Raw genomic sequence first — 25551 nt, 5'->3', positions numbered from 1 at the left:
ACAACAAATTATATTGTAATATTAAAAAGGTTAGAGTATACTTTTATGGATTTGTTATATTTGATCATTCCATAACTGTTTCTATGATCACCTTACGGTACACGAAAAAGAACACCCCTTACATCTGGGCAAGTGAATTATACAATAGCCTTAAACCTGATCAATCTTTTTTACCTTGGTTTAAAGCGATGATTGGCTATGGCTTTAAAGAAAATACAGAGTATTGGGGTTTTTTAAAGCCTGTACAGCTAAAGAGTGGAGAGGTTAGAAATGAACAGGATTGGTCTATAAAACTAGATATGGCAAAAAGTATTGCCATGCTACAGAATAACGAAACAGGTAGACAAATCAGAGGCTATCTACTTACTCTTGAACAACAAAAGGAAGATGGTAGATTGCTTTCCGGGGAACAGATTGATGCATTAATGGAATTGGCAGAGGTAATGGGTTTGTTTACAATTCAAAAATTTCTGGAAAAAGAGCATTACGCACAGTTTATAATAAATTCTAAGCCAGATTCTTGGTGGAGTTACAGAGCTAAACTAATCGGCATTACAAAGGAAGACATTAAAGCAATTATAATAACTTATGGAATAAAGTATGAAAGTATGCGACAGTCAATGTTTCATATTGATCGCTTTGAACTAGTAAAATGGGCATGCGTTGATTTATTTAAAGCATTGGGTAAATCGGATGAATATGCCCTGAATATGGGAAATAGAGCTAAAGCATTTGCTAAAAAATTTCAGTTTAATGTTATCGATGATAGATATACGCCATTAAGCTTCACAAGTAGTCGACAAGAATTAATTATTGCTCAAATAAAAAACTACAAAAGTAAACAAGGGATATTAAGCCCATTCTAATATTCTTAATAATAAAGTTTCGATCAACTTATTAATACACTAATTTGCCCGAAGCTTAATTGTTAGAATTGTATCTATAAAACCGTAATAGTTCATTAAATCTAATCTTTGAATTCCCTATGTTAGACCCTACACAACTGCAAGTTAAAAAGCCTCTAGCTTGGTATAATAGGATTTTAAAAGTAGATTTTAAAAAACTATTTGTTTCATTATCGAAGTCATTATTGTATTTTAAATATAAAGGTGTTACTGACGGCACTAAAGAGTTTTTAGATAGTATTAGCGCATTTGATCTAAAGAAAGATCCAAGTGGCCTAGCATACATGCTAATATTAAAAGCAATGTTAAACTCTGCCAATGACTTAGTTATTGAGAACCGGAATCATTTATGCGAAGGCATGAAAACTGAGGACGAATTATATAAGAATAATATTTATATGCAGTTCTTAGATGAGATGAATGATATACTAGAGTCAAAGGAATTAACTATAGATCTGAAAACCTTAGAAAATCCGCGTACTTTATCAATACTACCTGATTTTTGTAATTATTTTGAGCAATGGCTTGTAATTTTTGGCTTAGATAAATTTGCCGCATCTACTATCGTACTACGTTTACCTTCATATTTTGTACTTAATTTAAATGAAGAGTGGAGGACTAATTCAGATTATGCTTTGATTTTACAAAATATTAATACTCCTATTACAGAGGCTGCACGCAGAGAGATAGAATGGCGTAGATATAACTCGTTTTTACAGCAACAGATTGATCAACCAATATTTGAAGAATCATTTAGTTTAAGACAAATTTATGTAGAACTTCGGGCATATAGTGAAATTAGAAAATCAGCAATGTCCAATTCTACTGATATAGATGATATTTCTAAAGAAAAACATATTCATATAAAACGCCCTTTTATATTAAAAGAAGAGTTAAACGGTTGGCTCCTTACAAATTTAGCTCGTGAGAGCATAAAGTTTCTAAGTGGTGGCCCGGGGTCAGGAAAGTCTTCTTTCGTGAAGATGTGGGCAGCCGAGGTGTCAAATAAGCAACAGATACGCACGATATTTATACCATTACATTTATTTGATATTCAAAATGATATTATAGAATCGATTGGTCGCTTTGTGCAATCATATTCAAATATTAATTTATCATATAATCCTATTGAGAAAATATCTGAAAAAATTTTAATAATTTTTGATGGATTGGACGAGCTTTCTCAACAAGGAAAGTACGCAATGGAAGTTGCCGGTCAATTCATAGATGCTTTGAGCTATATAAGTAATATTATCAATAATGATTATAATATTAAGGCCCTATTTCTAGTTGTAGGCCGCGAATTGTCAATACAAAATAATACACAAAAATTTAGGCTAGATAATCAAATAATTCATCTACTGCCTTATTATATAAGAGATATATCCGATTGGGAGAAATTAACGAAAGAGCAAGTAGATTTATTGAAATTAGATCAGAGAAATATTTGGTGGAATAAATATAGCTCACTAATTGGGGAGCCGCACAATTCTATGCCAAAAGAGTTGAATATTGAACGGCTGGAAGAAATAACGGCTCAGCCTCTACTAAATTATTTGGTAGCGTTGAGTCTCAAAAGGGGTAAGATTGAATTTTCAAGGAAAACTAATTTAAATGATATATATGCTGATTTGATAGAAGGCGTGCACGAAAGGGCTTATGAACAACATCGACGCTTTAAGCCTATTGAGATATTAGAGCTTTCTGATTTCAAGAGGATGTTAGAAGAAATTGCCCTTTCGGCGTGGCATGGTGGAGATGTTCGGACCACTTCTGTAAAAAAAATAGAGTTACATATTCAAAGAAATGACCTAGGGCAGCTTTTAGCAAAATTTAAAGAAGAAGCTAAATCTGGAATTGTTCGTTTACTTACAGCTTTCTATTTTAGGCAGCATGGCTTAAATGAAGGCGAACAAACATTTGAATTTACTCATAAAAGTTTTGGTGAGTATCTAACCGCATCAAGGCTTGTTAAGCAGATATTTCGCATTAGTAAGCAGCTTGAGGCTCGCCTGATTAATTACGATGAAGGTTGGAATGAAGAGAAAGCTTTAGAAGTATGGTTTGAAACAACTAGTGAGTCATCTATTGATGAATACCTACGAAGCTTCATTATTGATGAAATAGTAAAATATGATAAAGCTATAGTAAGGCAATGCCAAAAAAATTTAGCACATTTAATTTCGTGGGTATTGCAGAATGGCTTGCCGGTGGCTCGAGAGAGGAAATCCCATAACGAAGAAATTCGATTAGTAAGGAACACAAATGAATCTTTATTGATACTACTTAATTCATGTGCTCTTTATACGGAAGACATTTCAATAATTAAGACATATTCACAGGAATCTTTTTCTTCTTGGATTAGAAGCTTACAAATGCAGAGGATTGGGCCCCCAAATGTTGTTGGCTATAGATGTTTATCTTTTATCAAAGTATTTGCTCAGGATAAAAAGGATTTACAGCTGCCATGCATTTTTCATTTACAAGATTTGTATAGCGCAGATATAAGTCACTCTGATTTTAGAGGCTCGCAATTCCAAATTTCAATATTGATGCTAGCAAACTTAAGTTACTCTAATTTTAGTGAGGCTAATTTTCTAGATGCAAATCTTACAAGTACTAAGTTAATTGAAACAGATTTAAGGCATTCCGTATTAAAAGGTGCTAATTTAATGGGAGCTAATTTAACGGGGGCAGACCTAGCTGATTCTAATTTAATAGGCGCAAATCTAGCGGGCGCTAATTTAACTGAAACAAACTTAGCGGGCGCTAATTTAATGGGGGTAATTTTTAAATTTAAAGAATATTCGCCAAGACGATCTAGAACCCTTATAACTGAGGGAATATCATATGAACAATTAGAAAAGGTAAAATCTTTATCTGGCGCTATTGGAATACCCAGTGGAATTTTGGCTAGGCTACGCAAAGAAAAACCACATATTTTTGAATCTGAATCTGAGAATATTTTAGAAAGGTAATATTTTGAGTATGTCACTTTGATGATAATTGTTTGTATAAAAAATAATTACTGTAACATTTCACGATAAATTAATTGATATAGCCATATATCCGAAAAAATAATTTAAACAAAAGTAGGTAAATCATATCTGAAAGGATGGCTTTTGAATATGAGTTTCAACTATGTAATATCTATTAACTGATGCTTAAAGACATTTGCATACCGTAACAAGAGCTTCCTTATTTTATTGTGACGAAATGTTAGATATAGTAACGGTGATATATGTTAATATCTGGCATTTGCTTTTGTGAGTCAACTTAACCGTAATTATTGAATCGATTTAAATAATTCAATATTTGTATGGCGACCTATTGACAAAACTGACAAAAGGTTAATTTCCGGCTTTTGTCGGTTCTGTCAGTAGGTCGCTTCATACGTTTTAGAAATATATAGTATGTGGCTGGCAAAGATCTTGCCTTATCACTTACGTCTGTTTACTCTACCCGTGGCTAACCAGGCATCAATCATGGCTTTCGTGTACCATACGTCTTTTCCCTTTTTGTAAGGGTCCAGCCCGAAACGACGGTAATAGCTTAGCGAGTCATGAGAGCACTTCAGGTAAGCTTGTGCTTCGGCTGGTGTCATGAGTCGACTTGCTTCAGCTTCGGACGCAAACTTCTGCCTAGCGTTTTCCGTTTCGGCCAGCAAGGTTACGGCTTTAAGCAGATTGTCTTTATAGCTATCAATTAATTCTTCGTCTAAAGCAAGAAGAGTGCGAGATGTTTCAGTTGATTTAGTTTTATGCATGTATGATGAAAAAGACTGTAAAGTAAGCTTAACGAATTTTCTAGTATGTATTACGGGTGAACCTCACATGCTTTCTTATTGCCTAGCGATAAAATATAGCTTTCATCGGCTGTGTTGCGTCCTGTTCTTCCAAGTCGTCTGTATAGTTTTCAGTCGTCTTAAAATTACTGTGCCCTAACATCATCTGAATATCATACATGGTGATGGATGCATCTTCTTTCATAATGCGTTTGGCCAGGGCTGCGAAGCTGTGCCGTGCATTATGCATTCGCAAGGTTTCGTCTAATCCGGCTTCCTGTTGGATTAGCTTTAGACAAAGGTTCATTTGCCGGTTCCAGTGGTTTAGGTCAGCATAGAGCCGTTTTCTAACTGCAAAGGGTGCTGATTTGTAGGCTTCGTGCGTGACTAGCTTAGCATAAGGCTCAGTATTTTTCAGATAGGGTAATATATAATCAGTCGGCTTAGCCTGATCGTTCCACCAGCATTTCAGTAGTTTTCGTGCCTGGTCGAATACCGGAATACTAACCCGGTTGCCCGTTTTAAGCATTTCGTAACGAAGGTGCGTAGGTTCACCCACTTCATTCAGGGTGAAGTTTTTATAACGAAGCTGCATTACATCCGAATGACGCATTCCGGCCAGGTAGTGTGCCAGCATCCATATTTTAAACGCTCCTTCGGGTGTCACCTTTCTTCGCCTAGTTGCAATACGGGTTTGTGAGACTTTTAAAATAGTGTTTTGCTGCAACTTATCTTTCCTAGGTTTAACTTCAGGAACCGCCTTTACATCATCCCAAGGCGAAAGGTATTTTGCTTGCTTCGGCGAAACGCCCGTTTTAATCAAAACACACTGATGCACAATATGCATTCGGGCAATGTATATGTTTACAGAAGACCCCTTTCGCTTAGTATTAGTCATCTGCACTGGCAATTTAGTAAGATACTGCTGAAATTTTCTGACTAGTACAGGTGTTACCGACTGCAATAACAAATCTTCCCCAGCCCATTTCCGTAAATGGTTAACAACCGCCTTTTTGCCTAAATAGGTTGATACGGCCTGTTCTTTTGCATCATTCAGTACCTTATCTACCCAGTTGAAATAGCGGTCAGTAACACCATTTTTGAAGCGTTCGGCCAGTTGTTTAGGAGTTAGAATGTAATCCGGTTCGTCGTCTTGCCATTGTCTTACTTGTTTTTTAATCCGGTAATATTCCTCTTCAATTTCTTCGTTCAAAGCTTTAGCGTAAGGATGCCCCTTCACCCATTTACTAAACTGCTTTTGGTTCCAGTACTTTTTTAGATTAGTAGCTCTTACCGACGTAAGCACCCTGGCTGGCAACTGGCCTTTCAGTTGTAGTCGGATCATCACTGGCCATAGGCCTGTACTATTAGGTTTGCTGGCTAATTCTACGTTAAATGTGATTTGAGACACCCGAATAAAGGTTTGATAAGGCTTAAGAAATCGGGCGAAATTATTGATAAAAACATGCTGCGCAAAAGTTAGAGAATAATACTTTTAAAAGAAAAACCCCGACTATAGCCAGGGTTTTATAGTACTTGTCAAATATTCGTTACTTACTTGACAAGTACTTGTCAAAAATTTCAAGTCATTATACAGTCGCTTCTAATCGCTCAGTTCGCATACTAGCTTGGTCTAAAACCATCACCGTATCATTTGCCTCTTTCATGGCAACCAGGAAATTAACCAGGTCTAACATCTGGTTCAGATGACGCTTATTCTGTAGATTTCCCAGGTCAACAGACGGATTAGAAAGCCAGACTCTAAGCAGTTCGTTGATCGACTCAATTGGACTTTGGCAGTCCATGTAAGCTCCGACTAGCTCAAGTAGTGATGTTTGAGCTTCTGATAGACTTTGGTCTACGTCCATCGGCTTGAAAGAGTTTAGCCGATTGTCAACCGTAGATGATGTTTGGCCTTCGTTTTGGGCCATTTGTGGAAGGGTAGTTGCAGAATCTCCCTTACCCACGTAGTTTTGCTCCGTGTTCATTTGACTATGAGATTAAGTGTGACACATGGCCCCAACGCTCTTTCTGCCAAGATACCAGCGTTGGGGTTCTTCATGCTTAGCAGATGACTTCCATCTGCATTAATAATACAATACTACCAAAGCTGATTATATATAACAAGTAACAGAGCGAAAAACTATTTGAAATATACTCCAAATTCCATTCCAAGCACATCAGCAATCTTTTTGAGAGTTGCGACAGTTAAATTCTGACTTCCTAATTCATATCTGCTTACAGTAGCTTCAGCCACTCCTAATTGATCTCCCACTTCTCTCAAGGTCATTCCTTTTGCCTTACGGGCTTCTCGTATCTGTTGACCTACCTTCTGTTTAATGTCTGTCATTGTCATTGCCTTTACAGTGTGAATATACTCTTTAGCCTTAATAATGCATAAATATATTTATTGTATACTTCTGTTAAAGTATAAAAAATTCCCTAAAAAAGGGTGTTTTTCCCGTATGAAATAAGGAGCGGAAAACAGTAATTGCCCTTTAAGAATGCGAGGGTACCTAACATTTTGTTGACAAAAGATAGATAAATCACGTACAAAATTATGCTAGGTGCAAATCCATAAAATGCTTGAGGTGCAGGCTGTAAGCGATAAGTTCCATGAACCCAAAGATTGGTTTTGATTTATTTTTTGGGTTCCGTCTGAAAATTCAAACACTCTAACAGGTCATACTCTAAGTTTATTGGACAGTATCTAAGTGACAGAGGGCAATTAGCAAAGGGGGCGCAATTTCATTCGATGTTCGGCCAATTTATTTTTTTTACCTTAAAGAAGATAATGAAAAAAATATCAGTAAAAAACATTATTGTCTTTCGTAAGAAGTCTGACAAATTCAAAAAGAATTTTTTAAAGTCATTAACTAAAGATAAAGTTAATGATTCTGAAAGCGGAGGGAACTATTGGGTTAGAAGCATAAGTGCATTGAGCAACGCATTTAGAGCGAATGATAATCAATATATCAAAGATAAGATAGACGACATTAGTGTTGATTATAACTCTTCAAAACGGCAACAAACTAGAGATATGTATGAACGGAACCTCAATATTTTACATAATTACGAAGACTTTGACTTTTCAACTTGGCACCCAAATAAAACTTTTCAAATACTTGAGAAGGCTAATAAAAAACCAATTATAGAAATAGATAAAGTTCCTGTACAGGTTCTACCAAACCAAATATTTACTTTTACTAAAGATAAAACTGCATACGTGGGGGCGATATGGTTTATTGCTAAACTTGATAGATACAGTAAAGCAGAATTCGGTATTTTTGCTGAGACTCTTTTTAATTATTTATATAATAATTTTTCAAAAGATTATGAAATAAGCCCAGAAAACTGTTTAGTAGTTGACGTACTAAATATAGATGAAGTTAACTATCAGATGGTACTAGATGGAAGAATACCAGCTATCTTAAAAGAAACCCTAAAGTCTATAAGAGAAAACTTATAAGCAATCAAGGATAATAAGAGGCTTGGTTAGCAAGTAATTGAGTTTTTATAAGGCAGCTTCCCGGCGATATGCAGCAGGCCGCAAGAGTGGCTTTTTGCTCGTTCGGCGGGTTTCGCGTGATAGATTGAACGCCCCGGTTAGGCAGGTTTAGGTTTAGAAGACAGAATCATGGCGACAGGAAACTGTCGAAAGTTGATAAGCATTGGAAAAAACAGAGTTGGTTATCGTTCATCCTTCTTCCTTACTTATTAAGCCACCATTTTCGATATCACTTTAATACTAACATAAATTCACTTTTAAAGATGGCAGATCCTGTAGAAATAGCTACTATAAAACCGATTCTAGATGAAGAGTCAAATAATTTTAACTATTGGCAAGTCGAGGCGCTGCTTAGTCAATCGGCAGACTTAATAGATAAGAGTTTGAATGAATTAAAAGAATTTCGATCCCTAGATGTTTTTTTAAGCCAATTCGAAATTAATTTAACATCTGAACAAAATAGGCTTAATATTGATAATAGGCAAATAGTTGAAGTTTTTAGAAAAAATGTTGATATAACAGGTCACAGATTAGCTTTCTTTAGTAGGGAAAGCACCGGAACAAACTTTGATCGTGTAAGAAATCTCTTAACAATAGACGCTGATGCTGACCCAAATAATCATTCTAAAATAATTGCAAGAGATGAAAAAGAAATTGAGTTTGTGGCTAGGTTTAGAGAAAAACAAGTCGCCGAAATACAATCGGATATTGCTAGAGATGACAAATCCCGTTATGAGGACATACTTGTAATTCGACAAAATATTATCAATGAGCTAAATAGAAGTGTAAGACCAAATTTAGAAAGACAGCGTGATGAACTACGAATTAGTTTGATTGAAAATTATAAGGATGCATTTAGACGTTTGATAGTTGCCAAGAAGGGCCTTATCCAAGTTTACGGTTTTGTAGAATCACAAGCCTTAAACCTTGATTCAATAAGTTCAATTTCGAACTTAGCATTATGGACACGAGATGCAATAGAATTTGTTATATCAAAGCAATTATTTGACCAGAATTTTACACGCATCATTTCTATTCGAAATTTAGTAGATCCAGATACGTGGAATGATTTTAAAATTAACCAAATTGAAGTAAATATTCCTTCTTCCTTATTTGATACTCATAAGAATGTTCGATTGAGAAGTTTAGGAGCGATTATTATTGGTAAATCAGGTAAAATTCCTTGGACTTTAGAAGTTAACCTGCCAAGGCAAGCCATTTATAAGAGGGATACTGATATTGTAGTTAGTCAAACAGATTTGCCATCTTGTCACATTGGTAGAGTTGAGAACAATAATTCTTTTCGAGCGGTAGAATTATGTGGAATGGTCACTCTTATGAATGCAAGTCCTATTGGGCAATCAGGAAACGATGGATCATGGCTTCTTAAACTTGAAAAGATAGCAGGCAACAAGGAAGAATTTTCTGAAATTGATGATTTATTAATTGAAATAAACGTAGTCGGCATACCCAAAAATTTCTGACATATATGAGGATTGAAACGACAATTTCTTATGGATCATTACCAAGTGGAAGTGGACGGGAAAATAATAACGGTAACTCGCCTAACGATTCATCCCAGAAAAGACCAGACAATTCGAGCGGTGAAATACAGAGAGGATCATCACCAATAAATTCGAAGGGGGAATCGTCTGCAAAAGTTAAACCAGAAAACAAAAGTGTAAATATCGGACGCTCAGATAGGGAGCGAAGTGGCGGAATTACTGGAAGTTTTGGTAGGGAAAGGGCAGATTTTAACCTTGATAAGAAGGCTAAGATGCTTAATGATAGTATTAAAAGAAATCATACCGAGGGATATAACGAGGCTTATGAGGCATTAGCTAATGTTTATGATGTAACTAAGGGGATAACAGAAAGCGGAATGGAAATAGGTGAAAGATTAAAAGTTAATAATTATGGGGTGAATCTCGATAACCGTTTTTTTGTCGGGCTTGATCTATTACGTCTTTCAAAATCTATTTATGAAACAGATGGAAATTACGATAAAGTTTTTGCTTTAAGTTCTAGTATGCTAATAGGTCTAGGTATTGGTGCCATTCCATTTGCAGGGCCTATCTTAGCTCCTTTTGCTACATATGCTTGGGAGGCAAAGTTTGCTATTCCAACTTATCGCTGGATATTAGACCACGACCTCATTAATGAGGCTTTGTAAAGGTGATTCTCTCGATGATGTGCGTGTGCGCGTCCCGAAGGATGTTTCCAGCCCAACCTAATGAGTTTGTAAAGAATAGTGGCCAATAAGTTTGTACTCATTGGCCACTATTCTTTACAACGCAATCAAAACTACTTCACAGGTCTTGCCAGAACGGTACTGATTTAATTTATTGAGGTAAAAAACGTTGTCGTTTATATCCAGACTGCCTACTCGAACCGCCTTCAGTCGAATCGGTACGGACAAATCCAGTGTCGCAATATCCGACGGTTGCAGATAGACCGATAGCGTTAACATCCGTGGTCTGCGAAGTACCCGCTTCAGGGCTGAAAAGTAGCGAACCAGTAACGGCTGTTCGTACTGGCCAGCCACGGGCGAAAAAGAGAGCGAAAAGTTATTTTCATCCGTTCGCACACCATCAGGCCGTATTGCCCACCAGCAGCCCGTAAGCGTAACTGGAACGGTGATAATATCACCCGAAGGCGTTAGCGTTTTGGTCTGGACTGTGACGGTTTTACTTGGTTCAATCAGCACAATACGTGCGCCTGCATCACTCTTATCAATGCTGGTGTTATCACCTACTTTCTGAATGGTGCGCGTCTTGATCAGGATAGGCTTGCCATACCCACCAATCGCATTTTCAGACACTACAGCAGCCATAAAGGGCAGTTCAAATAAGGTGCTTTCACTACTACCCGCCGTGCCACTACTCAAATAGCCGTCACCATAACCTAGATTAGCTTTATCTTCGTTTTCTTTCCACTTACACCAGTTTTTTGCGCCGTATCCGTCAAGCTGCACGGTTAGTTCTGGTTCGACTGATTCATCAACCTTGTCGGACCAGTTCAAGGCATTCGGAATATTACTAACAGCCCTATCCAGTGGCACCAGCTTCACGGTTTTTCGTAGCTCATCGACTTCAAATGTCCCTTGCATCACTTTGGCAATCGTCAGCATCAAGTCAGCACAGGAAATGTCATTCGGCAAGTTAGGTGCCACGGGCCACAGATCACCCAAATGAACCGAAGCGTCCGGCGTGAAGCTGGCCCATGTGTTGCCAGAAGACAGATCGAAAAGGAATTCATAATCGGCAAAGTTGGTACGGCTGCTACCTGTAAGTTTCAAAGAAAGTTCATCCCCAGGCAAGCAATCGACTGATGTATCCAAACGTAATGCATCTGCAATCTGTAGATGATCATAATAGCCACCTTCTGAAAAGTAAGCGGATTCGATTTCCTGGCCGTTCTTTAATAGGATTAGCTTTATTTCAGCCGCACCAAAACGGGTAATGCTGTAGAAGAGGATTTGAGCTTGTACCTTGACACGCATCCGGTCGGGACATACATACGTGTAGCGGTCAGTTTTGAAGGGTTTCAGCTTCCCATTGGTAAAACCATCAAGGGGCAAGTTGTCGACCGATAAGGGTAATAACTGGTCAATTGGATGACCGTCTACTAAGCGAATATCGCCTACATTGCCATTCGTTGTTATCCAGGCTGAACGATCTCTTATCCATTCATCGTCATGCGATTTGGGATCAGCGTTCACAAACGGCAAAGCCATTGCGGTTAATAGTGGGTCAGTTAGCCAGTCACCTACGGGCTTGTAACCCGCTTCCTTACAGAGTTGGCCGACAACCGTTTTGACGTACACGGCAGGGCAAGCCGTGTCGTACGGCACAATACCTGCATCTATGCCGCCGTAGTCGATCATCGGGTAAACGACTCCTTCAGTCGATCCGGCCAGTTGTGAAATGCGTTCCAGTGTCCAGGGATGGTCTAAGGCAGATAGGTTCAAGCTCGTTAGCATCTTGTCTTTGATTGCGTCAAAGAATGATACAATGCTATCCAGCAGGTTTATTTTCCACCCGGCCTGAAAGCTGACAAAATCGGCTACACCCCGAAAGATTCGTTCGCCCTCATCAATCACGCTGGCTGGCAGTTGCCGGTAGGGCATAGGTCCACCCGCGTCAACCTGTTCACTCCCTTGCATCAAATCACGCATGGTCTGACTATCGGGCAAGGTGAACGAATTGGAGAATGAAGCGGTACGGGCATCGGGTTTAGTGAGGTCGTTACCCTGAAAGGTTAACGAGAAATCGACTTCAGAAACCCATTCGCCGTTGATATATAGTCCGTCGTCAAAAGTCATTGTTTTATCTGTCTAATGGTTGTTGTTACTAAGAAAAGTAGCTGTGTTGCTTACGCTGAGGGATTTTAATGGTAGGCCGTTTATGCTGTACAGGCTGGTGTCTATGTTGATCGTAGGCCAGGGCTAGTGCCATAACGCAATCATCATGCAGTCCTTCGGGTGCTGAATACCTGACACCTGTACGGGTATGGGTGTACTCGAACGAATAGAGTTCATCTTCAAGCGGTCCACCTTCAGGAAAGGTGATTTCTCCCATTTGAAAGGCTGTTGCCAGGGCTTCGATTAATCGCTGCTTACTTGATCCCGTAAATACGAATCCTTCGGTATGCTTACGGCCTTTCTGCATCCGTTCCAGAATTGGCTTACCTACGCCCGTAGAATCCACGCCTGTAGGCACATCCGGCAATTTGCTTAGGTTGGTTGTGGTCAGTTCCCAATCAAGCTGATAGCGATTAAACAGACATACAGCCCGATCATTGTTTAGCCCGATTTCTACTGTAAAGTCAGTAGTCGAAGCTAGGTCCACGCCTAAGCTTTTGATAGGACCAGCAGCCAGGCCGCTACGCTTAGCCCTGTCGAGGTTTTTCACGCCAAATGGGTTCCCGCCATCATCAGACGGTTCAGCTTCGTAGAGTTCACGAAACACGTGTGCTGGTACGTCGGACTTTGCCTGTAGCACTTCAGCCAGACTAAGCCGGTTTTTTACATCCTTCGGGCTAAGTGGTGCATAGGCATAGGCTAGTAGCTTATCATACACAGCCTGTGCCCGTTTTACGTCGTCTGGATCATCAGCACCGGCAAAGATTTTAGAACGGTTGCGTGTTACCTCTTCAGGGTCAAGACCGCCAGTCATAACAGCATCCCAGCACGTAACCTTTCTGTAGGCATATTCAGGATCGCCACCATTCTTCGCCTTTTGAGCCAGCTTGTAATACCAGCCACGGCCACGCACGTTAGCAATAAACTTGCATTTACCTTTCGTACTGGTCAGTGTCGAACGGATCGCAAACCACGCTGATTCTTTGGCCCTTGAAGCTTCATCAAATACGCAGGCATACACATCTTCACCATAAAGGCTATCGGGATTATCCGCGCTCTTGAAGTGAATGACTGAACCTGTAGGCAAGGTTAAGGTCAGTTCACTTTTATTATCGGTGAAGAAGTTCTTTACCCCTATTTGAGCTTTCATTCGGTCAAAGGCAATCTTCGCCTGTGATCGAATAGGAGCCACCCACCAGAAGTTATGGCCTGCTTTACCCTTTAACGCCTGTTCCAACAGCCAGATAATCAAGGGTGCTGTCTTGCCGACTTTCGTAGCGCCTTCTACTACTGTGTAGCGTTCTGGATTGTCCATGAACGAGCGTTGGTACTCGAATACAAACGGTCTGATCCAGACAATTTCAAGTTCTTGTTGTTTACGGTTCCTCATGATTGCTGGCTTGAATTAGGATCACCGTCTAGATGCATGGTTAGCACAATCTTAGGCGGCAATTCTACGTCTACTTTGTCCCTCCACTTGTCCGGCTGTCTGTTCTTCAGCCAGTTCAAAGCAGCACCAGCGTCAGGCAGCACTACGGCTGTGACGGGTACACGCTCAACCTGTGAACACCCATCGCCTATAGATATAGTTACAATCTTCTCGGATGGATATTCGTACCCGGTTGCCCGTTTGAAAAAGCTTACTGCCACTTTTGCATCTGCAAGGTCTCTTCCTTCCTGGACTGCCTGAAAAAACTCTTCATGTTGGTTCAGCCAGTAGTTTATAGTACGCTCAGATACATTGAACGTGCTGGCAAGTTCCTTATTGGTGTACCCTAATAAGCAAAGTTCTTTCGCTTGTTCAGGGTGATAATCCGGTTTGTATTCTCTTGGTCGTGCCATCTTCTTTATTAGCTGTCTGTTGGTACTATATCTTATTGTAGAGGAATGAAATCGAAGCTGAAGTCAATGACCCCTTCACGGCTTGAGTAGTAATGATTGTAATCGCTGATCAGTCGGGCCGCGCAAGGCAGAGCATCTTGTAAGATGGTATAAGTGCGTGCTGAATCTTCTTTCAATTGGCGAAGTTGCCCAATTCGTTCATTGAGTACTTCGTCCGATAGGGTAGATAGATCGCTGACTTTGTCAAACTGACGATACGGACCCGTAAGCTTTACCTCAACCAGGCCAAAGCCCTGATTATGCTTGTGAATGTGGTAATACTCTGACTCGCAAAGCAGTTCTTCCAGGTTATTCCAAACAGCACGGGGAGAAGAGCAGGCTTCATCATCGTTGCTAACGTCCATGGTCACGTTCATTGACTCTGACAAGTCGCTATCAGCATCTATGGTTACGACTATACGTTTACTGTTGGGCTGAGGAATAATCAGGTTTGGCCGAAATTGTTGCCTAAAGACGGTGCATATAATTTCGGGTTTGTTGGTCACGATGGATAGGTCAGTTTCCACCAGGTGAATTGCTATTTCCAGCACATGTGTTCGAAGGGGTTCAGCCTGTAAATTCTCAGCAAACTGAAAAGCGGTTTGCCTGGCTGAAAGAAAATTAGCATCCCGAAACAGATTTGATGCATAGCGTTTCTTGCCTGATTGGTCTATGGCCTGGACTAAATAGCCACGTTGTAGGGGTTTTTCTTGGGTGTTCATTGGAGCTTGGTTTATGATACGTGTGTTTGAATGATTCTTTTTGCCTTGTTAATCAGGTGTTCAATGGCTAAGCCGACTGGTTGGCCGTTTTGGTTTTGATAGCCCTCCCAGGGTGGTTTTTGCTGGCCTGCCTTTGCCTGTTTTTCGAGAATATTGACTACTGCCAAGGCTAGGCCGAGCAGCTCGTCGTGTGGGTTTTTCATTGATTGTATCGGGTCTGGTTCTAATGATATAGCCATGTGCTCGTTTAAGGATAGTTCCGTCTGAAGCCGTGATTTCGTCAGGAGTCAGTTTCACTTCCTGATAAAATCCAAAGCGGGTACGCTTGAATGTCGAATTGTCACCGCAACTTTCGGTTCTATGGCCATCTGGGTAGCCGTGTCTATGCGATTTTCCGCAAAAGGGGCAAGGCTCGATTTTGTCAGTTTGGCCTATTCTGAACAGGACGGCTACAGGATTGCCCTGATAAGTTTCGTAATTCTCACAAATCGGTAGTGTAGGGGCACGTCTCATAATTGATTATTGGTTTAAGTGTAGTATCCCATTCGGCGGGATAAGTATCAGTCAATTCAACATTCAATACTTCACCGTAAATAATTTGATCGCTGTCAGCAGGGAAGTAGCAGGCACGGGTTAGCAGGTCGCGTAGATCAATGTTTTTCATACCTGCTGGTGCATTCTTCTCAACATAATCCGTTACATGCAGTGATTGAACCAGTGGCCGTAAAACTTCAGCTTTTTGGCACCAATCATCATACTTACCCGTGTCAGGCCAAAGGGTTACATTGCGACCACGTAGCACACGGAACCGTTCAGGAGAATACCAGCTACCACCCGTGCTACCGCCTGTAGCTAACCAGATGTATTGCGGCCACAGGATAGAACACACAATGGCTGTTGACTCGCCTTCAACTAATGCGACCGCTTTATCTAGGTATTCGGATAATAGGTGCTCACCAAAGAAGCATTGGCGAAGGTTAGGCCGATTCGCTTTTGAATAGCAGGGGAGGAAACGGCCAACAATTTTACTCTTATCTGTAAGGGGTTCTGTTGGCTTATAGCGTTTGGCTTTTACATCCCATTCTAAGGCTTGCTGGTGGTTCTTTACCCGCCTGCCACTCATGGCATTAAAGACAATAATCTTAATCTGACAGAGCCGGTTAGCATAATCAAATTGAGGTAAGCATGTAGCCTGATAGCCGTAATACTGCCAACGTCTTGATGTGCCTAAGCGGTAACGGGTGAAAGCTTCCTGTGCTGCCTGTAGGCCATAGGTGAATCGTAGGTACTCGTACAGACCGTTGTATTCAAAGTGCGTTTGGCAACGCTGGTAGTATTCGATAGGGATATAATCAACGGGTTGTGGTGGTTTTGGCAGTTGAACAAGCCGTGGTTTTGGTTTATCAACTACCGTGTCCCCGTAATACTCTTGAATCAATTGGGCTTTGGCCGTATTGAAATCAAGATCATAGAACAGGCTGTAGGCTGTAACTGGGTAATAGCGTTTACCATTCTGATAATCTTGGATGTAGGGCTTACCCTGCTTGTCAGTAGGGTAATACACCTCTGCACTATTCTTTGTTTTATCGAGCAACCTTACTGACTGTTGATTTCTGGTCAATGGTTCTCCGCACAATTCGGAAAGAATAGCCGTGCCATGCTCTAATTCTAGCTGGTCTAAAGTGATCGTTTCCATAACTAAGTGCTGGAAACGCATAGGCTGACCTACTGACAAAACTGACAAAAGTCAGTACACAGGGTTTTGTCGGTTTTGTCAGTGAGTCGCCTTACGCGTTTTGAATGATTTCAGGGTTAATTAAGTAGTGAGGTGCTTCTGGCCGACCGCCTGTAGGTTGGTCCGTTTGTACTTCCTTCAGCCAATGAGTAGCAATCAGTTCACTTAAAGCCGATTCTATTGTTTCCTGATCGGAAAGTCCTGACCAACCTTTACGCTGCACATCTCTAGCCTTGAATCCGTCCTTCAAATGACCTATTTTGATGTGCTGTAGCAAGGTTTTAGCTGCTTCCACCTGCTGATTATCCAGAAGACCGTAGATACGACGTGCGTGTGATTGCAAATAAGTACACCACTCTACAGCCATTAGCGCCGCTTCGGTTGATACCAAGTATTTCTGTTGCGGGTTTGCTAGGCCAGGCTTATCCACACAATTAACGACATGGAAAATTAAAGCTAGCGAGGGCATCAAGGAACGATATTTCGTGAAGTGTTCCAGCAGTAAGCCGCTTTCATTGGGCAGCACATTAGTTTCCCAATCTGTAATCCATTGCTTAAAGATTTCCTGTGCTTCAGAGGCAAAGCGGGTATATGGATACCGATTATAATCATCAGCATCATAAGCGATTTCTGAAAAGTCAGACTCCGTTATTTTACGAATAATGGCAAAAGCTTTGTCTCTGGCATAGGCATCAGGAAATTCATCTACATACTCCCAGGTCGGTTTATTTGGATAAACGGATACCTGTAAACGTTGCACAAATCCATCATTGTCAAACTGATTAGCGGCTTTTAAATAACCCATTAGTTTAGAAGGCTGAATTCCGCCAAACAGCGACACACAAACGTTCTTGACATGCGTTGTGCCTCGTCCTATTCGATCAATTGTCATTGATCCGTTGCCATTCCACGCTTCTAGATAGAATGCTCTGTCTTGCTCTTTTCCTGAACGGTCCCAACCTGTTAATAAGCCTGTTAATTCATCGCGGAATTGTAGCAATCCGGTAGGATTCTCGTTGAGCAATTCTCCGATTTTTTCAATAGACGCATCGTTAGTCATGTACCGTCGTTCGGTCGGCTTCTTAGGCGATTCAGGATAGCCGATTGGATTGCTAACGGGTTTGCCTTTTAAGCGATCCTGCTCCTGAGCTTGATAGACTTTCTTTTGAACCTCGTATGTAAGCTGCTCTGCTTCATAGCATTGCATTTCCTCCTCAAAAATCTTAATGGATTCAGCAATCAGCCGATTAAGGGTTTTGAATACCTCACTGACTGAAGGTGTTTTCATAGTAGAAGGATCACCAATGGCTGCACCCCATAAATTGACAATGATCGTCCAATCATCTTTTGCTTTTGGCTTAATGGCTAATCGAGTGCCGATCAACGATGAAAGCATAACGACCGTTGCAGATGCTACGAAGTCTAACGGACATTTCATCCGGTTGGAAATGTCAATTAGCCAGGGACGTAATTGCTCAGGAAGCATAGAAGGACTTACTGACAAAACCGACAAAAGATTACTTTTTAAGGGTTTGGGTTTCAGCCATTGCTGTGAAGAAGACAAGTTCGATTCCATTTCCTTGGCTATATCCTCACGTGGTACCGACGTTTTTTTGCCGTTCGGATTTTGCGTAAATTTGTCCCATTCTCCAAGTAAAGGGACCGTTGATTGTGGCGCACTCATTCGGTTCCTTTGTTTTTGATTGAGAATTCAGGGTAAGGCAATAGAGCAAATCCCTGAAAAATCTGAATGATTGAAGGCTTCATGCTGACACAATTTCCTTTTTGGTCAGAGCTGCAATGATTTCCTGCCAGATAAAGTACTTGCGGTTACCTAAGTGATAACCCTTGATTAGGCCTTTCTTTTCCCATGCCCATGCTGTAGGCTTAGAAATATCTAGCCGTTTACATAACTCTTCAGGAGAAATAGGTTCCGCTGAAGGAGAGCTAGTTGCTATTACAGGGGCGTTACTTTTTGCGGCCTTGCTAGCCTCTTCAAACATCATTGTCCGCACTTGATCGGCGGGTAAAACAACCATTTCCATGCTTCGCGTTGGTTTGCGTTTGACATGGACAAAAGTGGCTTAGGAGGAGGGAAATTAAATCAGGTTAAACGCAAACGATGTGCTATCGTTTACATTCAGTAGTATAGATTAAACTAGCTACAAATACGCATAATCTAGATGAGCCGCCTGGATTGTCGACTCATAATTAGGTAGTTGCGATCTTTTAATATACCCTATTGGGTTAGTTTTTGCCAATGCATGGCAATGATTTTGGCGTGTTGTTCTTCGTCCAGCTTTATATACCTCATAAATGCTTTTTCGGTCTTATGACCTGTGATTCGCATAATGGTAATAGCTGGAACACCCAACAGATACATATTAGTCGCAAAACTTCTGCGAGCCGTATGCGTAGAGACCAACTGCCACTTTTCAACCGAACGAACAACACGAACCCCTCCTTTGGTTATCCCCTTCCCTTCTTTACTAGTCAGACCGGCCAGTTGGCAAAGTTCTTTCAGGTAGTCATTCATCTTTTGGTTGCTGATCGACTGTGGCAAGCGCCCGTTGTATTTTTCCAACAAAGCCGTTACAATCGGGTGACAGGGAATAACAACCTTACCCATCGTTTTAAACTGCTCCATTCGTATTAGCCCATCTTTGATGTATTCCGGTCGTATAGCTGTGAAATCAGAGAACCGAAGCCCTGTATAACAACCAACTAAGAAAAGGTCTCTAACGCGTTCTAATCGAGGTTTACCCGAAAGGTCAAGATAATTTAATCGTTGCAATTCCGGCTCTGTCAGATAAATGCTGTCGGCATCTTCTTTGAGTACTTTAAACCGGTTGCTTTTATAATCCAGCTTTGCGTTTATGCCTTTGGCTGTCGCTTCGTTGAGGAAGACTTTAAGCGTCTGTATGTATTTACCGACACTGTTGACGGCTAACCCTTCTTTTTTGGTTAGATAAGCCGTAAAATCGCCATAGAAGTCTAAATCCATCGTATCAAAGTCAACCGGGCGTTTATAGGTACTGGCAAACTCTCTAAGCACTTTAACCGTCGTTCGATACTTCTTTATCGTTCGTTCGTGAATATGCTTTCCCGTTTCAATATTGACCCGTTGAGGGGCGTCTTCTATAAATTGATCAATGAACGAAAATAAAGCGGCTTGCTTTGGCTTTTCTGGTTCAGCCGCTGGCTTTAAATAAGCGTTTATACGTTGTCGTACAGCTTCAACAGTCAAACTTCTAGTAGCTCGTAGCTCTGTAACGATTTCTTTGATTGTACTTTCCAGGTCAATTAAAAAGCCGTTGATTTCGTCTTTATCCAAGGCATCGACAACATTTTTCACCCTGCTGGTTTTTAAATTCCAGTGAGAGGGTAAGACCTTAAACCCTGTACCGACATTGATACGCTGATTGTCGAATCGAACGATACAGTTGATTGGCGTAGGCTTTTTAGCCTTAGGATCGCGAAGTAGGTAGGTAACAGGAGAATCAGAAGAGCGTGCCATACACAAAGTCAACAATCCGTACACCAAATATAAGACGGTATACGGAATCGTATACGGAATGGCTTAATTTATTTTAACCCAACTAAATCTAATCTAATTACAAGCAAAGCAAAAAAGGGGATTGTGATTAAATTAGAGGCATTTTTGCTAATTTCCCAAAAATAGAGCTATTGAGCAAATTAAGTAGGTTATAGCTTGCTCCCCGCTACAACAAGTTGTTTCATAAGACATGACGGACCCACATCTTAGTGGGTCTTTTGCATTATAGCCTCTTTCTGAACCATTTACAGGTACTGACAAGAGGTCCTCGATTAGGGCTAGTCGCCAGTCTCTTCCTGGGATTCGTGCCCGTTCCGCTTATGATCAAGTCCTTTTGCCCAAACTAACGGATTAGGATTTCAAACTTTCCTGTTGCCAGTCAGTTTCGCTAGATACAGGTTGACACCTGTGCGATACTACCCTGCTCGTCAACCTGTCACAGAATCGTTCAATTCTACGCAAGTCGACACATTGGAAACACATTCGTTTACACCGTCTCCTTTAGCCCCGATTGCGGCCTATTTACTCGCTAAACGGGAAATTATTTTCAACACCTGGCGAACTCGGATCAATAACGAGCGCCTTTCACTGCCCACCGCATCCAGCCTGGCGCGTGACGAGTTCAACGATCAGATTCCCCTGATCCTCGATGCCCTGGATTGTCGGCTACACGGTCGGCCAGAAGAGTCGTCACCCTTTGAAAAGGCCAAAGAACATGGACTGCATCGTTGGCAAAAAGGCTATACGCTTACCGAACTCCTACAGGAACTGGCTCATCTGCACCAACTCCTGGTACATGAGTTAGACGCCTTCGCATCAGCCCATACCGAGATTCTTCCCACCTCGCTGGCCCAGGCGTTTGGGCATATCAATACCTTAATGCTGGAAGTAATTCAGGGTAGTGCAGCTCAATTCGATGAGCTGCAACGGCATGAAGCCGCCCAGCGTGCAGCCAAACTTCAGCAGGCGTTAGAATCACTCAACGAACTAAGCCAGCAACGGGGAGAACTCCTGCGAACGGCCACCCATGACCTACGTAGTTATTACGGGCTCATTCGAAATGCCGCCTGGCTCCTCGATCAGCCCGGAACGGAAGAAGAACAAGCTCAATGGCGAAGTATGTGGCAACGAAACCTGGATAATGCGGCAACCTTACTGACGGAGCTAATGGATCTGGCCCGATTAGAAGCCGGTCAGGAAACGCTGCAGGTGGAACCGTTCGATGCCGGGGAGCTATTGCGTCAGGTGGCTCAGAGTATACAACCCATCGTCGAGCAGCAGCAGTTGACTCTGGAATGGGCCGGGCCTGACACGCTGCCGGTTGAAGGTGATCCAATTAAAGTTCAGCGTATCATTCAAAACCTGCTCATCAATGCGCTTCATCACACCAAAACCGGTTTAATTACGCTTAGCTGGAGCCGGGAGGATAATTTTCGGTGGGTCGTCAGTGTACAGGATACGGGCCCCGGCTTACCTCCCGATGTAGTTCAGGAACTGAGTCAGTACCTGCTTCCAACGTCCGACTCTACAGCTGTCTTTCAGCGTCCATCCATTGATGATATGTTGACGGAACAAAAGCGGAAAGAACAGCCGCCTGTTTCCATATCGCAATCCAAAGGTGAAGGCATTGGCCTGATGATTGTCAAACGCCTATGCGAACTGTTGCATGCCACCATGGACATCGAAACCAGACCGTCTGTGGGCACAATCTTCCGGATTGTATTTCCGATGCACTATCCCAATAATCAGTGATCAGTATCCTACAATTTTGAGGCTGCTCGCTGAACGGTGGCACGGCTAGTTTCATAGTTGATAATCAGACGCTTGCATCAGCCGTACCACCGTATAATACGTTATTGGACAACAACGGTAAAATCGGTATCCAGGTCGGATGTACCGGGTGTGGCCAGGCCATTTTTTGAATTGGGCTGATGGCGCAGCACCACCTTGAGCTTACCAGAGCCTGCCGCGCCGGTTTTAATTTCCGTTGTCAGGCCAATAGGATAAGGCCCTGGTGCCGGATTGGTATCTTTATCCGTCAATGTAACCGTCAGCAGATTAGACGGGGTGGGTGTGTACACGAACAGGTGTTCATTGGCTTTCTCCTTAATTTCGGCTGTGGCATCCAGTGCTGGTGTTTTGGTCTTATCCAGCAAGCTAATCACTCCCGTGTAGGTCGTATTGGCTTTCAGATTTAGCGTAGCCTTACTAAAATCGGCCGTCGTGTTCAGGTTTTCGACGGTGGCGGTTACTACGTCGCTCTGGTTCGCTTTGTTGGTCAGGGTGAGCGTAGCGGTGGTAATCGCTTCATTATCGTCGGTTGGCGCTACAGTTTGCTCACCGTTGTTACAGGCTGTTACCAGCGTAGCAATACTAAAAAAACTGGCAATGAACGTGTTCATTCGTGTCATAACTGAGAGAATTTAAGATTAAAAACAGGTTGTATTCGGCACTATCCCCTACTACCAATCGAGAAGGGAAGCTTGATCTTTAGCAGGATAGACCGACCGGGTTCATCGGCGAAATACCGGAAGCGGTTCAGGTAATCCCGATAAGCCACATTGGCCAGATTTGTCCCACTCAGGCTTACATTCATGGCCTGTTTGCCAACCAGAGTCGTAAACCCCAACTCGGCCCCGATCAGAAAATACGCAGGCGGTGGAGCCGCAAAATCGCCGGTAAAGATGATCTGTCCATTCTCCTGGCGGGCTGTTACGGCAGGGGCTCGATTCTGACGGGCTACATACAGCCCGCTCATCGACAGGTAAAGATTCGATAGCCTCCCCCACTTCGCCCAGTCGTACCGCAGGCTGTTGTCGGACCGATTGGGCGGGATAAATACGAGATAGGCATGTTCAGTCTGATTATAGGCAAACAAGACGGAGTTTTTCGTAGTCAGTGTTAGCCGATCGGTCAGTTTATAGGTCAATGTGGCATCCAGCCCACGGAAGGTCGCCCGCACCTGTGTATAGGTATAGGACGGAAACGCCCCGCGTTGCCGAATGATCGGTATGGAATCCGGTTTCAGGTAGATATAGTTGTTGATCAGGTTGTTATACACGCCGATTTCACCACTGAGCCGCTTACCGGCATAAGCCAATACCAGATTTCCGTTAAGCGCCTGTTCGGGCTGAAGATTCGGATTACCCCGTTCATACGCGACTGCACTCTGATGCAATCCATTCGAATATAGATCGGCTACATTGGGAGCTCGCCAGGCTGTGCTCAGGTTGGCCGTTAAGGTAAGCTCCGGACGAATTTCAAAGGCAATCCCCAGCGATCCATTCACATTTTGCCAGTCGTGGGTTTCGGAATACGTTTGTTTCGTCGCTTCATCCAGAAAATAAGCCCGCAGCCAGCGGTAATCGTACCGCAATCCGGCTTCGAGTGTCCAGGGACCAACAGCATAGCGCTCAATGGCAAACAGACCCGCTCCATAGTTTCGGAAGTTGGGAATCAGGAACAAATATTGGCGTATATTGCCCTGAGTTAGTCCATTGAAGCCCACACTTCCCGACCATTGCCCCCCCGCTTTGGACTTGACCGGTGCATGTTCCCACACCAGATCGACGGTTTGCGACACCAGCTTCAAATAGAGTTCGGGAGTTAAAGCGCCACTGAACGACACATAGTCATATTCCCGTCGCTGGTTCTGTTGCCAGGCATAGGTTGCTGTGAGCTCACCACCATGGCCTGTGTGCCAATACGATCGAATTTTTAATAAATCGTGCTGTACATCCTGGTAGGGTCGATTCAGTTCATACGAAAACCCCGGTTGTACTAAGGGCTCAGGGCGTTGCATCGCGGCATACAGATCGGCCAGGCTGCTCACCTGCGCACCTGTAAACAGACCTATTTTCGTATCGAACTGACTATAGAATACTTCAGTGCCCCAGTTACCCCGATCATAATGCAGATCGCCCGAAAAGTTATTTTCGTGATAGCTCGTATTTTCCAGGTAATAATTCGGCGTTCGTACGTAGCCTGATCGCTTAAGTGTTCCCTGGAGTCGCCAGCTTAGCCCAGCCAGTTTTTTAGCAAAAGCCCCCTCCACCATGCCGGATACGACTCCTAAACCGCCATTGGTCGCACCAACGACGTTAAGCTCACCGTTTATTCCGGGGCGGGTGGGCATGGATTTGGGCTCCACTAAAATAACTCCGCCAATAGCATCGGAGCCGTATCGAATGCTGGCGGCACCTTTGATCACCGTCAGTCGCGACGCCAGAAACTGGTCTACCTGTGGCGCATGTTCAGTGCCCCATTGCTGGTCTTCCTGCCGTATACCATTGTTCAGAATAATAATCCGGTTGCTATACAGCCCATGAATTACCGGTTTGGAAATGCTCGGCCCGGTCTGAATGGCGTACAAGCCTGTCAATGCCTTCAGGCTTTCTCCCAGCGATTGCCCCCGTGTTTGATCGAGTGCCGACCCCGACAAACTGCTTTGGGTTTGAAGCAACTGTTGTGCTTCAGAACGATGTTCCGATATAACCACTTCCTGCAACGTTTGGCTATCGGTTACTAGTTGTATAGGTTTGAGCACCAGGGTCGAATCGGTATTTACCAGCACAGAAACGGTAGCGGGCTTATAACCAATATACTGATAATCAACCGTATAATTACCTTTACAAACCTTAGTTAATTGAAAGCTGCCAGTTGAATCTGTCGTAACACCGGTTTTCAGTTCACGTACGTAAACAGTTGCCCCAATCAGGGGTTGTTGAGTATCATTCGCCAGAATTGTCCCCTGCACAACAGCCCGACACGTACCGGTTTGTGCCCAGGTAGTCGTACTGGCTATCGCCAGTCCCCCTATCAATAAACTTAGTTTCCAATAACGATGCATCGCCCTATCCAGAAAGCCTGGTCATTCCCAAATCGGTCGCAATTTATGCAACAATGTTGCAAATAAAAACAAAACGGTTCTAAATCCTGGAGGAATTTGCTGAATCGTTCAAAATTCGTCACGTCATAATCAGCAATGCATCATAAACTCAACAAATAGCCGGATAGTTAGCTATGGATTATGTACTTAGGGTTGCAATAATTTTCCTAGATTTAGTCATCGTAAACTCATTAATTGAAGGTCAGAAA

21 protein-coding genes are annotated in these 25551 nt (G+C 42.4%); 6 read left to right on the top strand and 15 right to left on the bottom strand.

The genetic code is table 11. From position 1 onward, the window contains the following. Nucleotides 1-83 precede the first annotated feature (83 nt). The gene (locus tag ACYVFD_RS25545) at nucleotides 84-866 is read left to right on the top strand and encodes an antA/AntB antirepressor family protein (RefSeq protein ID WP_461093342.1); all 783 of its coding nucleotides are present in this window, start codon (nucleotides 84-86) and stop codon (nucleotides 864-866) included. Nucleotides 867-985: 119 nt separating this feature from the next. Further along, entirely contained in the window at nucleotides 986-3883 is a 2898-nt protein-coding gene (locus tag ACYVFD_RS25540) for a pentapeptide repeat-containing protein (RefSeq protein ID WP_461093341.1), read from the top strand. A 461-nt stretch (nucleotides 3884-4344) separates the two neighbouring features. Here ACYVFD_RS25540 and ACYVFD_RS25535 read toward each other — a convergent pair whose 3' ends face one another. The 4 genes from ACYVFD_RS25535 to ACYVFD_RS25520 all read right to left on the bottom strand — a co-directional run bounded on the left by ACYVFD_RS25535 (nucleotide 4345) and on the right by ACYVFD_RS25520 (nucleotide 7039). After that, nucleotides 4345-4671: a helix-turn-helix domain-containing protein gene (locus ACYVFD_RS25535; RefSeq protein ID WP_461093340.1), complete on the bottom strand. Its 327-nt coding sequence runs from the start codon at nucleotides 4669-4671 to the stop codon at nucleotides 4345-4347. Between the two features lie 82 nt (nucleotides 4672-4753). Next, complete coding sequence (locus ACYVFD_RS25530) at nucleotides 4754-6100, bottom strand: tyrosine-type recombinase/integrase (RefSeq protein WP_461093339.1); 1347 nt, start codon at nucleotides 6098-6100, stop codon at nucleotides 4754-4756. A gap of 178 nt (nucleotides 6101-6278) precedes the next feature. Further along, nucleotides 6279-6677 (bottom strand): hypothetical protein, encoded by a 399-nt coding sequence (locus ACYVFD_RS25525; protein WP_461093338.1) that lies wholly within the window; start codon nucleotides 6675-6677, stop codon nucleotides 6279-6281. Nucleotides 6678-6832: 155 nt separating this feature from the next. After that, nucleotides 6833-7039: a helix-turn-helix domain-containing protein gene (locus ACYVFD_RS25520; RefSeq protein WP_461093337.1), complete on the bottom strand. Its 207-nt coding sequence runs from the start codon at nucleotides 7037-7039 to the stop codon at nucleotides 6833-6835. A 444-nt stretch (nucleotides 7040-7483) separates the two neighbouring features. Between ACYVFD_RS25520 and ACYVFD_RS25515 the strand changes: the two genes are divergently transcribed. The 3 genes from ACYVFD_RS25515 (at nucleotide 7484) to ACYVFD_RS25505 (ending at nucleotide 10370) form a co-directional block, all read left to right on the top strand. Beyond that, nucleotides 7484-8158, top strand: a complete 675-nt coding sequence (locus ACYVFD_RS25515) for a hypothetical protein (protein ID WP_461093336.1) — start codon at nucleotides 7484-7486, stop codon at nucleotides 8156-8158. A 302-nt stretch (nucleotides 8159-8460) separates the two neighbouring features. Next, entirely contained in the window at nucleotides 8461-9681 is a 1221-nt protein-coding gene (locus ACYVFD_RS25510; RefSeq protein WP_461093335.1) for a hypothetical protein, read from the top strand. A 5-nt stretch (nucleotides 9682-9686) separates the two neighbouring features. Further along, the gene (locus ACYVFD_RS25505) at nucleotides 9687-10370 is read left to right on the top strand and encodes a hypothetical protein (protein ID WP_461093334.1); all 684 of its coding nucleotides are present in this window, start codon (nucleotides 9687-9689) and stop codon (nucleotides 10368-10370) included. A gap of 114 nt (nucleotides 10371-10484) precedes the next feature. Here the strand turns inward: ACYVFD_RS25505 and ACYVFD_RS25500 are convergent, their stop codons facing one another. From ACYVFD_RS25500 to ACYVFD_RS25460, 9 genes are all read right to left on the bottom strand, one after another. Next, on the bottom strand, nucleotides 10485-12521 hold the full coding sequence (locus ACYVFD_RS25500) for a hypothetical protein (RefSeq protein ID WP_461093333.1): 2037 nt from the start codon (nucleotides 12519-12521) through the stop codon (nucleotides 10485-10487). A 28-nt stretch (nucleotides 12522-12549) separates the two neighbouring features. Beyond that, entirely contained in the window at nucleotides 12550-13950 is a 1401-nt protein-coding gene (locus tag ACYVFD_RS25495; RefSeq protein WP_461093332.1) for a hypothetical protein, read from the bottom strand. Next, complete coding sequence (locus tag ACYVFD_RS25490; RefSeq protein ID WP_461093331.1) at nucleotides 13947-14402, bottom strand: hypothetical protein; 456 nt, start codon at nucleotides 14400-14402, stop codon at nucleotides 13947-13949. The genes ACYVFD_RS25495 and ACYVFD_RS25490 overlap by 4 nt, the downstream gene beginning before the upstream one ends. 32 nt (nucleotides 14403-14434) lie before the next feature. After that, nucleotides 14435-15163: a hypothetical protein gene (locus ACYVFD_RS25485; protein WP_461093330.1), complete on the bottom strand. Its 729-nt coding sequence runs from the start codon at nucleotides 15161-15163 to the stop codon at nucleotides 14435-14437. 11 nt (nucleotides 15164-15174) lie between these two features. After that, nucleotides 15175-15366 (bottom strand): hypothetical protein, encoded by a 192-nt coding sequence (locus tag ACYVFD_RS25480; RefSeq protein WP_461093329.1) that lies wholly within the window; start codon nucleotides 15364-15366, stop codon nucleotides 15175-15177. Nucleotides 15367-15644: 278 nt separating this feature from the next. Next, a complete protein-coding gene (locus ACYVFD_RS25475) occupies nucleotides 15645-16859 on the bottom strand; it encodes a DUF6371 domain-containing protein (protein WP_461093328.1) in 1215 nt (404 codons plus the stop codon). 91 nt (nucleotides 16860-16950) lie between these two features. After that, complete coding sequence (locus tag ACYVFD_RS25470) at nucleotides 16951-18582, bottom strand: YfjI family protein (RefSeq protein ID WP_461093327.1); 1632 nt, start codon at nucleotides 18580-18582, stop codon at nucleotides 16951-16953. Nucleotides 18583-18661: 79 nt separating this feature from the next. Beyond that, complete coding sequence (locus ACYVFD_RS25465) at nucleotides 18662-18943, bottom strand: helix-turn-helix domain-containing protein (RefSeq protein ID WP_461093326.1); 282 nt, start codon at nucleotides 18941-18943, stop codon at nucleotides 18662-18664. A 194-nt stretch (nucleotides 18944-19137) separates the two neighbouring features. Continuing rightward, the gene (locus ACYVFD_RS25460) at nucleotides 19138-20415 is read right to left on the bottom strand and encodes a site-specific integrase (RefSeq protein ID WP_461093325.1); all 1278 of its coding nucleotides are present in this window, start codon (nucleotides 20413-20415) and stop codon (nucleotides 19138-19140) included. Between the two features lie 447 nt (nucleotides 20416-20862). On the opposite strand from ACYVFD_RS25460, the gene ACYVFD_RS25455 reads away from it, so the two are divergent. Then, entirely contained in the window at nucleotides 20863-22206 is a 1344-nt protein-coding gene (locus ACYVFD_RS25455; RefSeq protein WP_461093324.1) for a sensor histidine kinase, read from the top strand. Between the two features lie 101 nt (nucleotides 22207-22307). On the opposite strand, the gene ACYVFD_RS25450 is transcribed toward ACYVFD_RS25455, so the two are convergent. After that, on the bottom strand, nucleotides 22308-22865 hold the full coding sequence (locus tag ACYVFD_RS25450) for a hypothetical protein (protein WP_461093323.1): 558 nt from the start codon (nucleotides 22863-22865) through the stop codon (nucleotides 22308-22310). A 41-nt stretch (nucleotides 22866-22906) separates the two neighbouring features. Next, on the bottom strand, nucleotides 22907-25303 hold the full coding sequence (locus tag ACYVFD_RS25445) for a TonB-dependent receptor (RefSeq protein ID WP_461093322.1): 2397 nt from the start codon (nucleotides 25301-25303) through the stop codon (nucleotides 22907-22909). Between the last annotated feature and the right edge of the window lie 248 nt (nucleotides 25304-25551).

The organism is Spirosoma gilvum (genome assembly GCF_054776815.1).
Note: the sequence above shows the minus strand (reverse complement) of the source record. Positions and strands in the feature narration are given on the sequence as shown.

Coding starts and splice junctions, on each gene's coding strand:
- ACYVFD_RS25545 (WP_461093342.1), top strand. CDS start 84: ATGATCACCTTACGGTACACGAAAAAGAACACCCCTTACATCTGGGCA.
- ACYVFD_RS25540 (WP_461093341.1), top strand. CDS start 986: ATGTTAGACCCTACACAACTGCAAGTTAAAAAGCCTCTAGCTTGGTAT.
- ACYVFD_RS25535 (WP_461093340.1), bottom strand. CDS start 4,671: ATGCATAAAACTAAATCAACTGAAACATCTCGCACTCTTCTTGCTTTA.
- ACYVFD_RS25525 (WP_461093338.1), bottom strand. CDS start 6,677: ATGAACACGGAGCAAAACTACGTGGGTAAGGGAGATTCTGCAACTACC.
- ACYVFD_RS25520 (WP_461093337.1), bottom strand. CDS start 7,039: ATGACAGACATTAAACAGAAGGTAGGTCAACAGATACGAGAAGCCCGT.
- ACYVFD_RS25515 (WP_461093336.1), top strand. CDS start 7,484: ATGAAAAAAATATCAGTAAAAAACATTATTGTCTTTCGTAAGAAGTCT.
- ACYVFD_RS25510 (WP_461093335.1), top strand. CDS start 8,461: ATGGCAGATCCTGTAGAAATAGCTACTATAAAACCGATTCTAGATGAA.
- ACYVFD_RS25505 (WP_461093334.1), top strand. CDS start 9,687: ATGAGGATTGAAACGACAATTTCTTATGGATCATTACCAAGTGGAAGT.
- ACYVFD_RS25500 (WP_461093333.1), bottom strand. CDS start 12,521: ATGACTTTTGACGACGGACTATATATCAACGGCGAATGGGTTTCTGAA.
- ACYVFD_RS25495 (WP_461093332.1), bottom strand. CDS start 13,950: ATGAGGAACCGTAAACAACAAGAACTTGAAATTGTCTGGATCAGACCG.
- ACYVFD_RS25490 (WP_461093331.1), bottom strand. CDS start 14,402: ATGGCACGACCAAGAGAATACAAACCGGATTATCACCCTGAACAAGCG.
- ACYVFD_RS25485 (WP_461093330.1), bottom strand. CDS start 15,163: ATGAACACCCAAGAAAAACCCCTACAACGTGGCTATTTAGTCCAGGCC.
- ACYVFD_RS25480 (WP_461093329.1), bottom strand. CDS start 15,366: ATGAAAAACCCACACGACGAGCTGCTCGGCCTAGCCTTGGCAGTAGTC.
- ACYVFD_RS25475 (WP_461093328.1), bottom strand. CDS start 16,859: ATGGAAACGATCACTTTAGACCAGCTAGAATTAGAGCATGGCACGGCT.
- ACYVFD_RS25470 (WP_461093327.1), bottom strand. CDS start 18,582: ATGAGTGCGCCACAATCAACGGTCCCTTTACTTGGAGAATGGGACAAA.
- ACYVFD_RS25465 (WP_461093326.1), bottom strand. CDS start 18,943: ATGGAAATGGTTGTTTTACCCGCCGATCAAGTGCGGACAATGATGTTT.
- ACYVFD_RS25460 (WP_461093325.1), bottom strand. CDS start 20,415: ATGGCACGCTCTTCTGATTCTCCTGTTACCTACCTACTTCGCGATCCT.
- ACYVFD_RS25450 (WP_461093323.1), bottom strand. CDS start 22,865: ATGACACGAATGAACACGTTCATTGCCAGTTTTTTTAGTATTGCTACG.
- ACYVFD_RS25445 (WP_461093322.1), bottom strand. CDS start 25,303: ATGCATCGTTATTGGAAACTAAGTTTATTGATAGGGGGACTGGCGATA.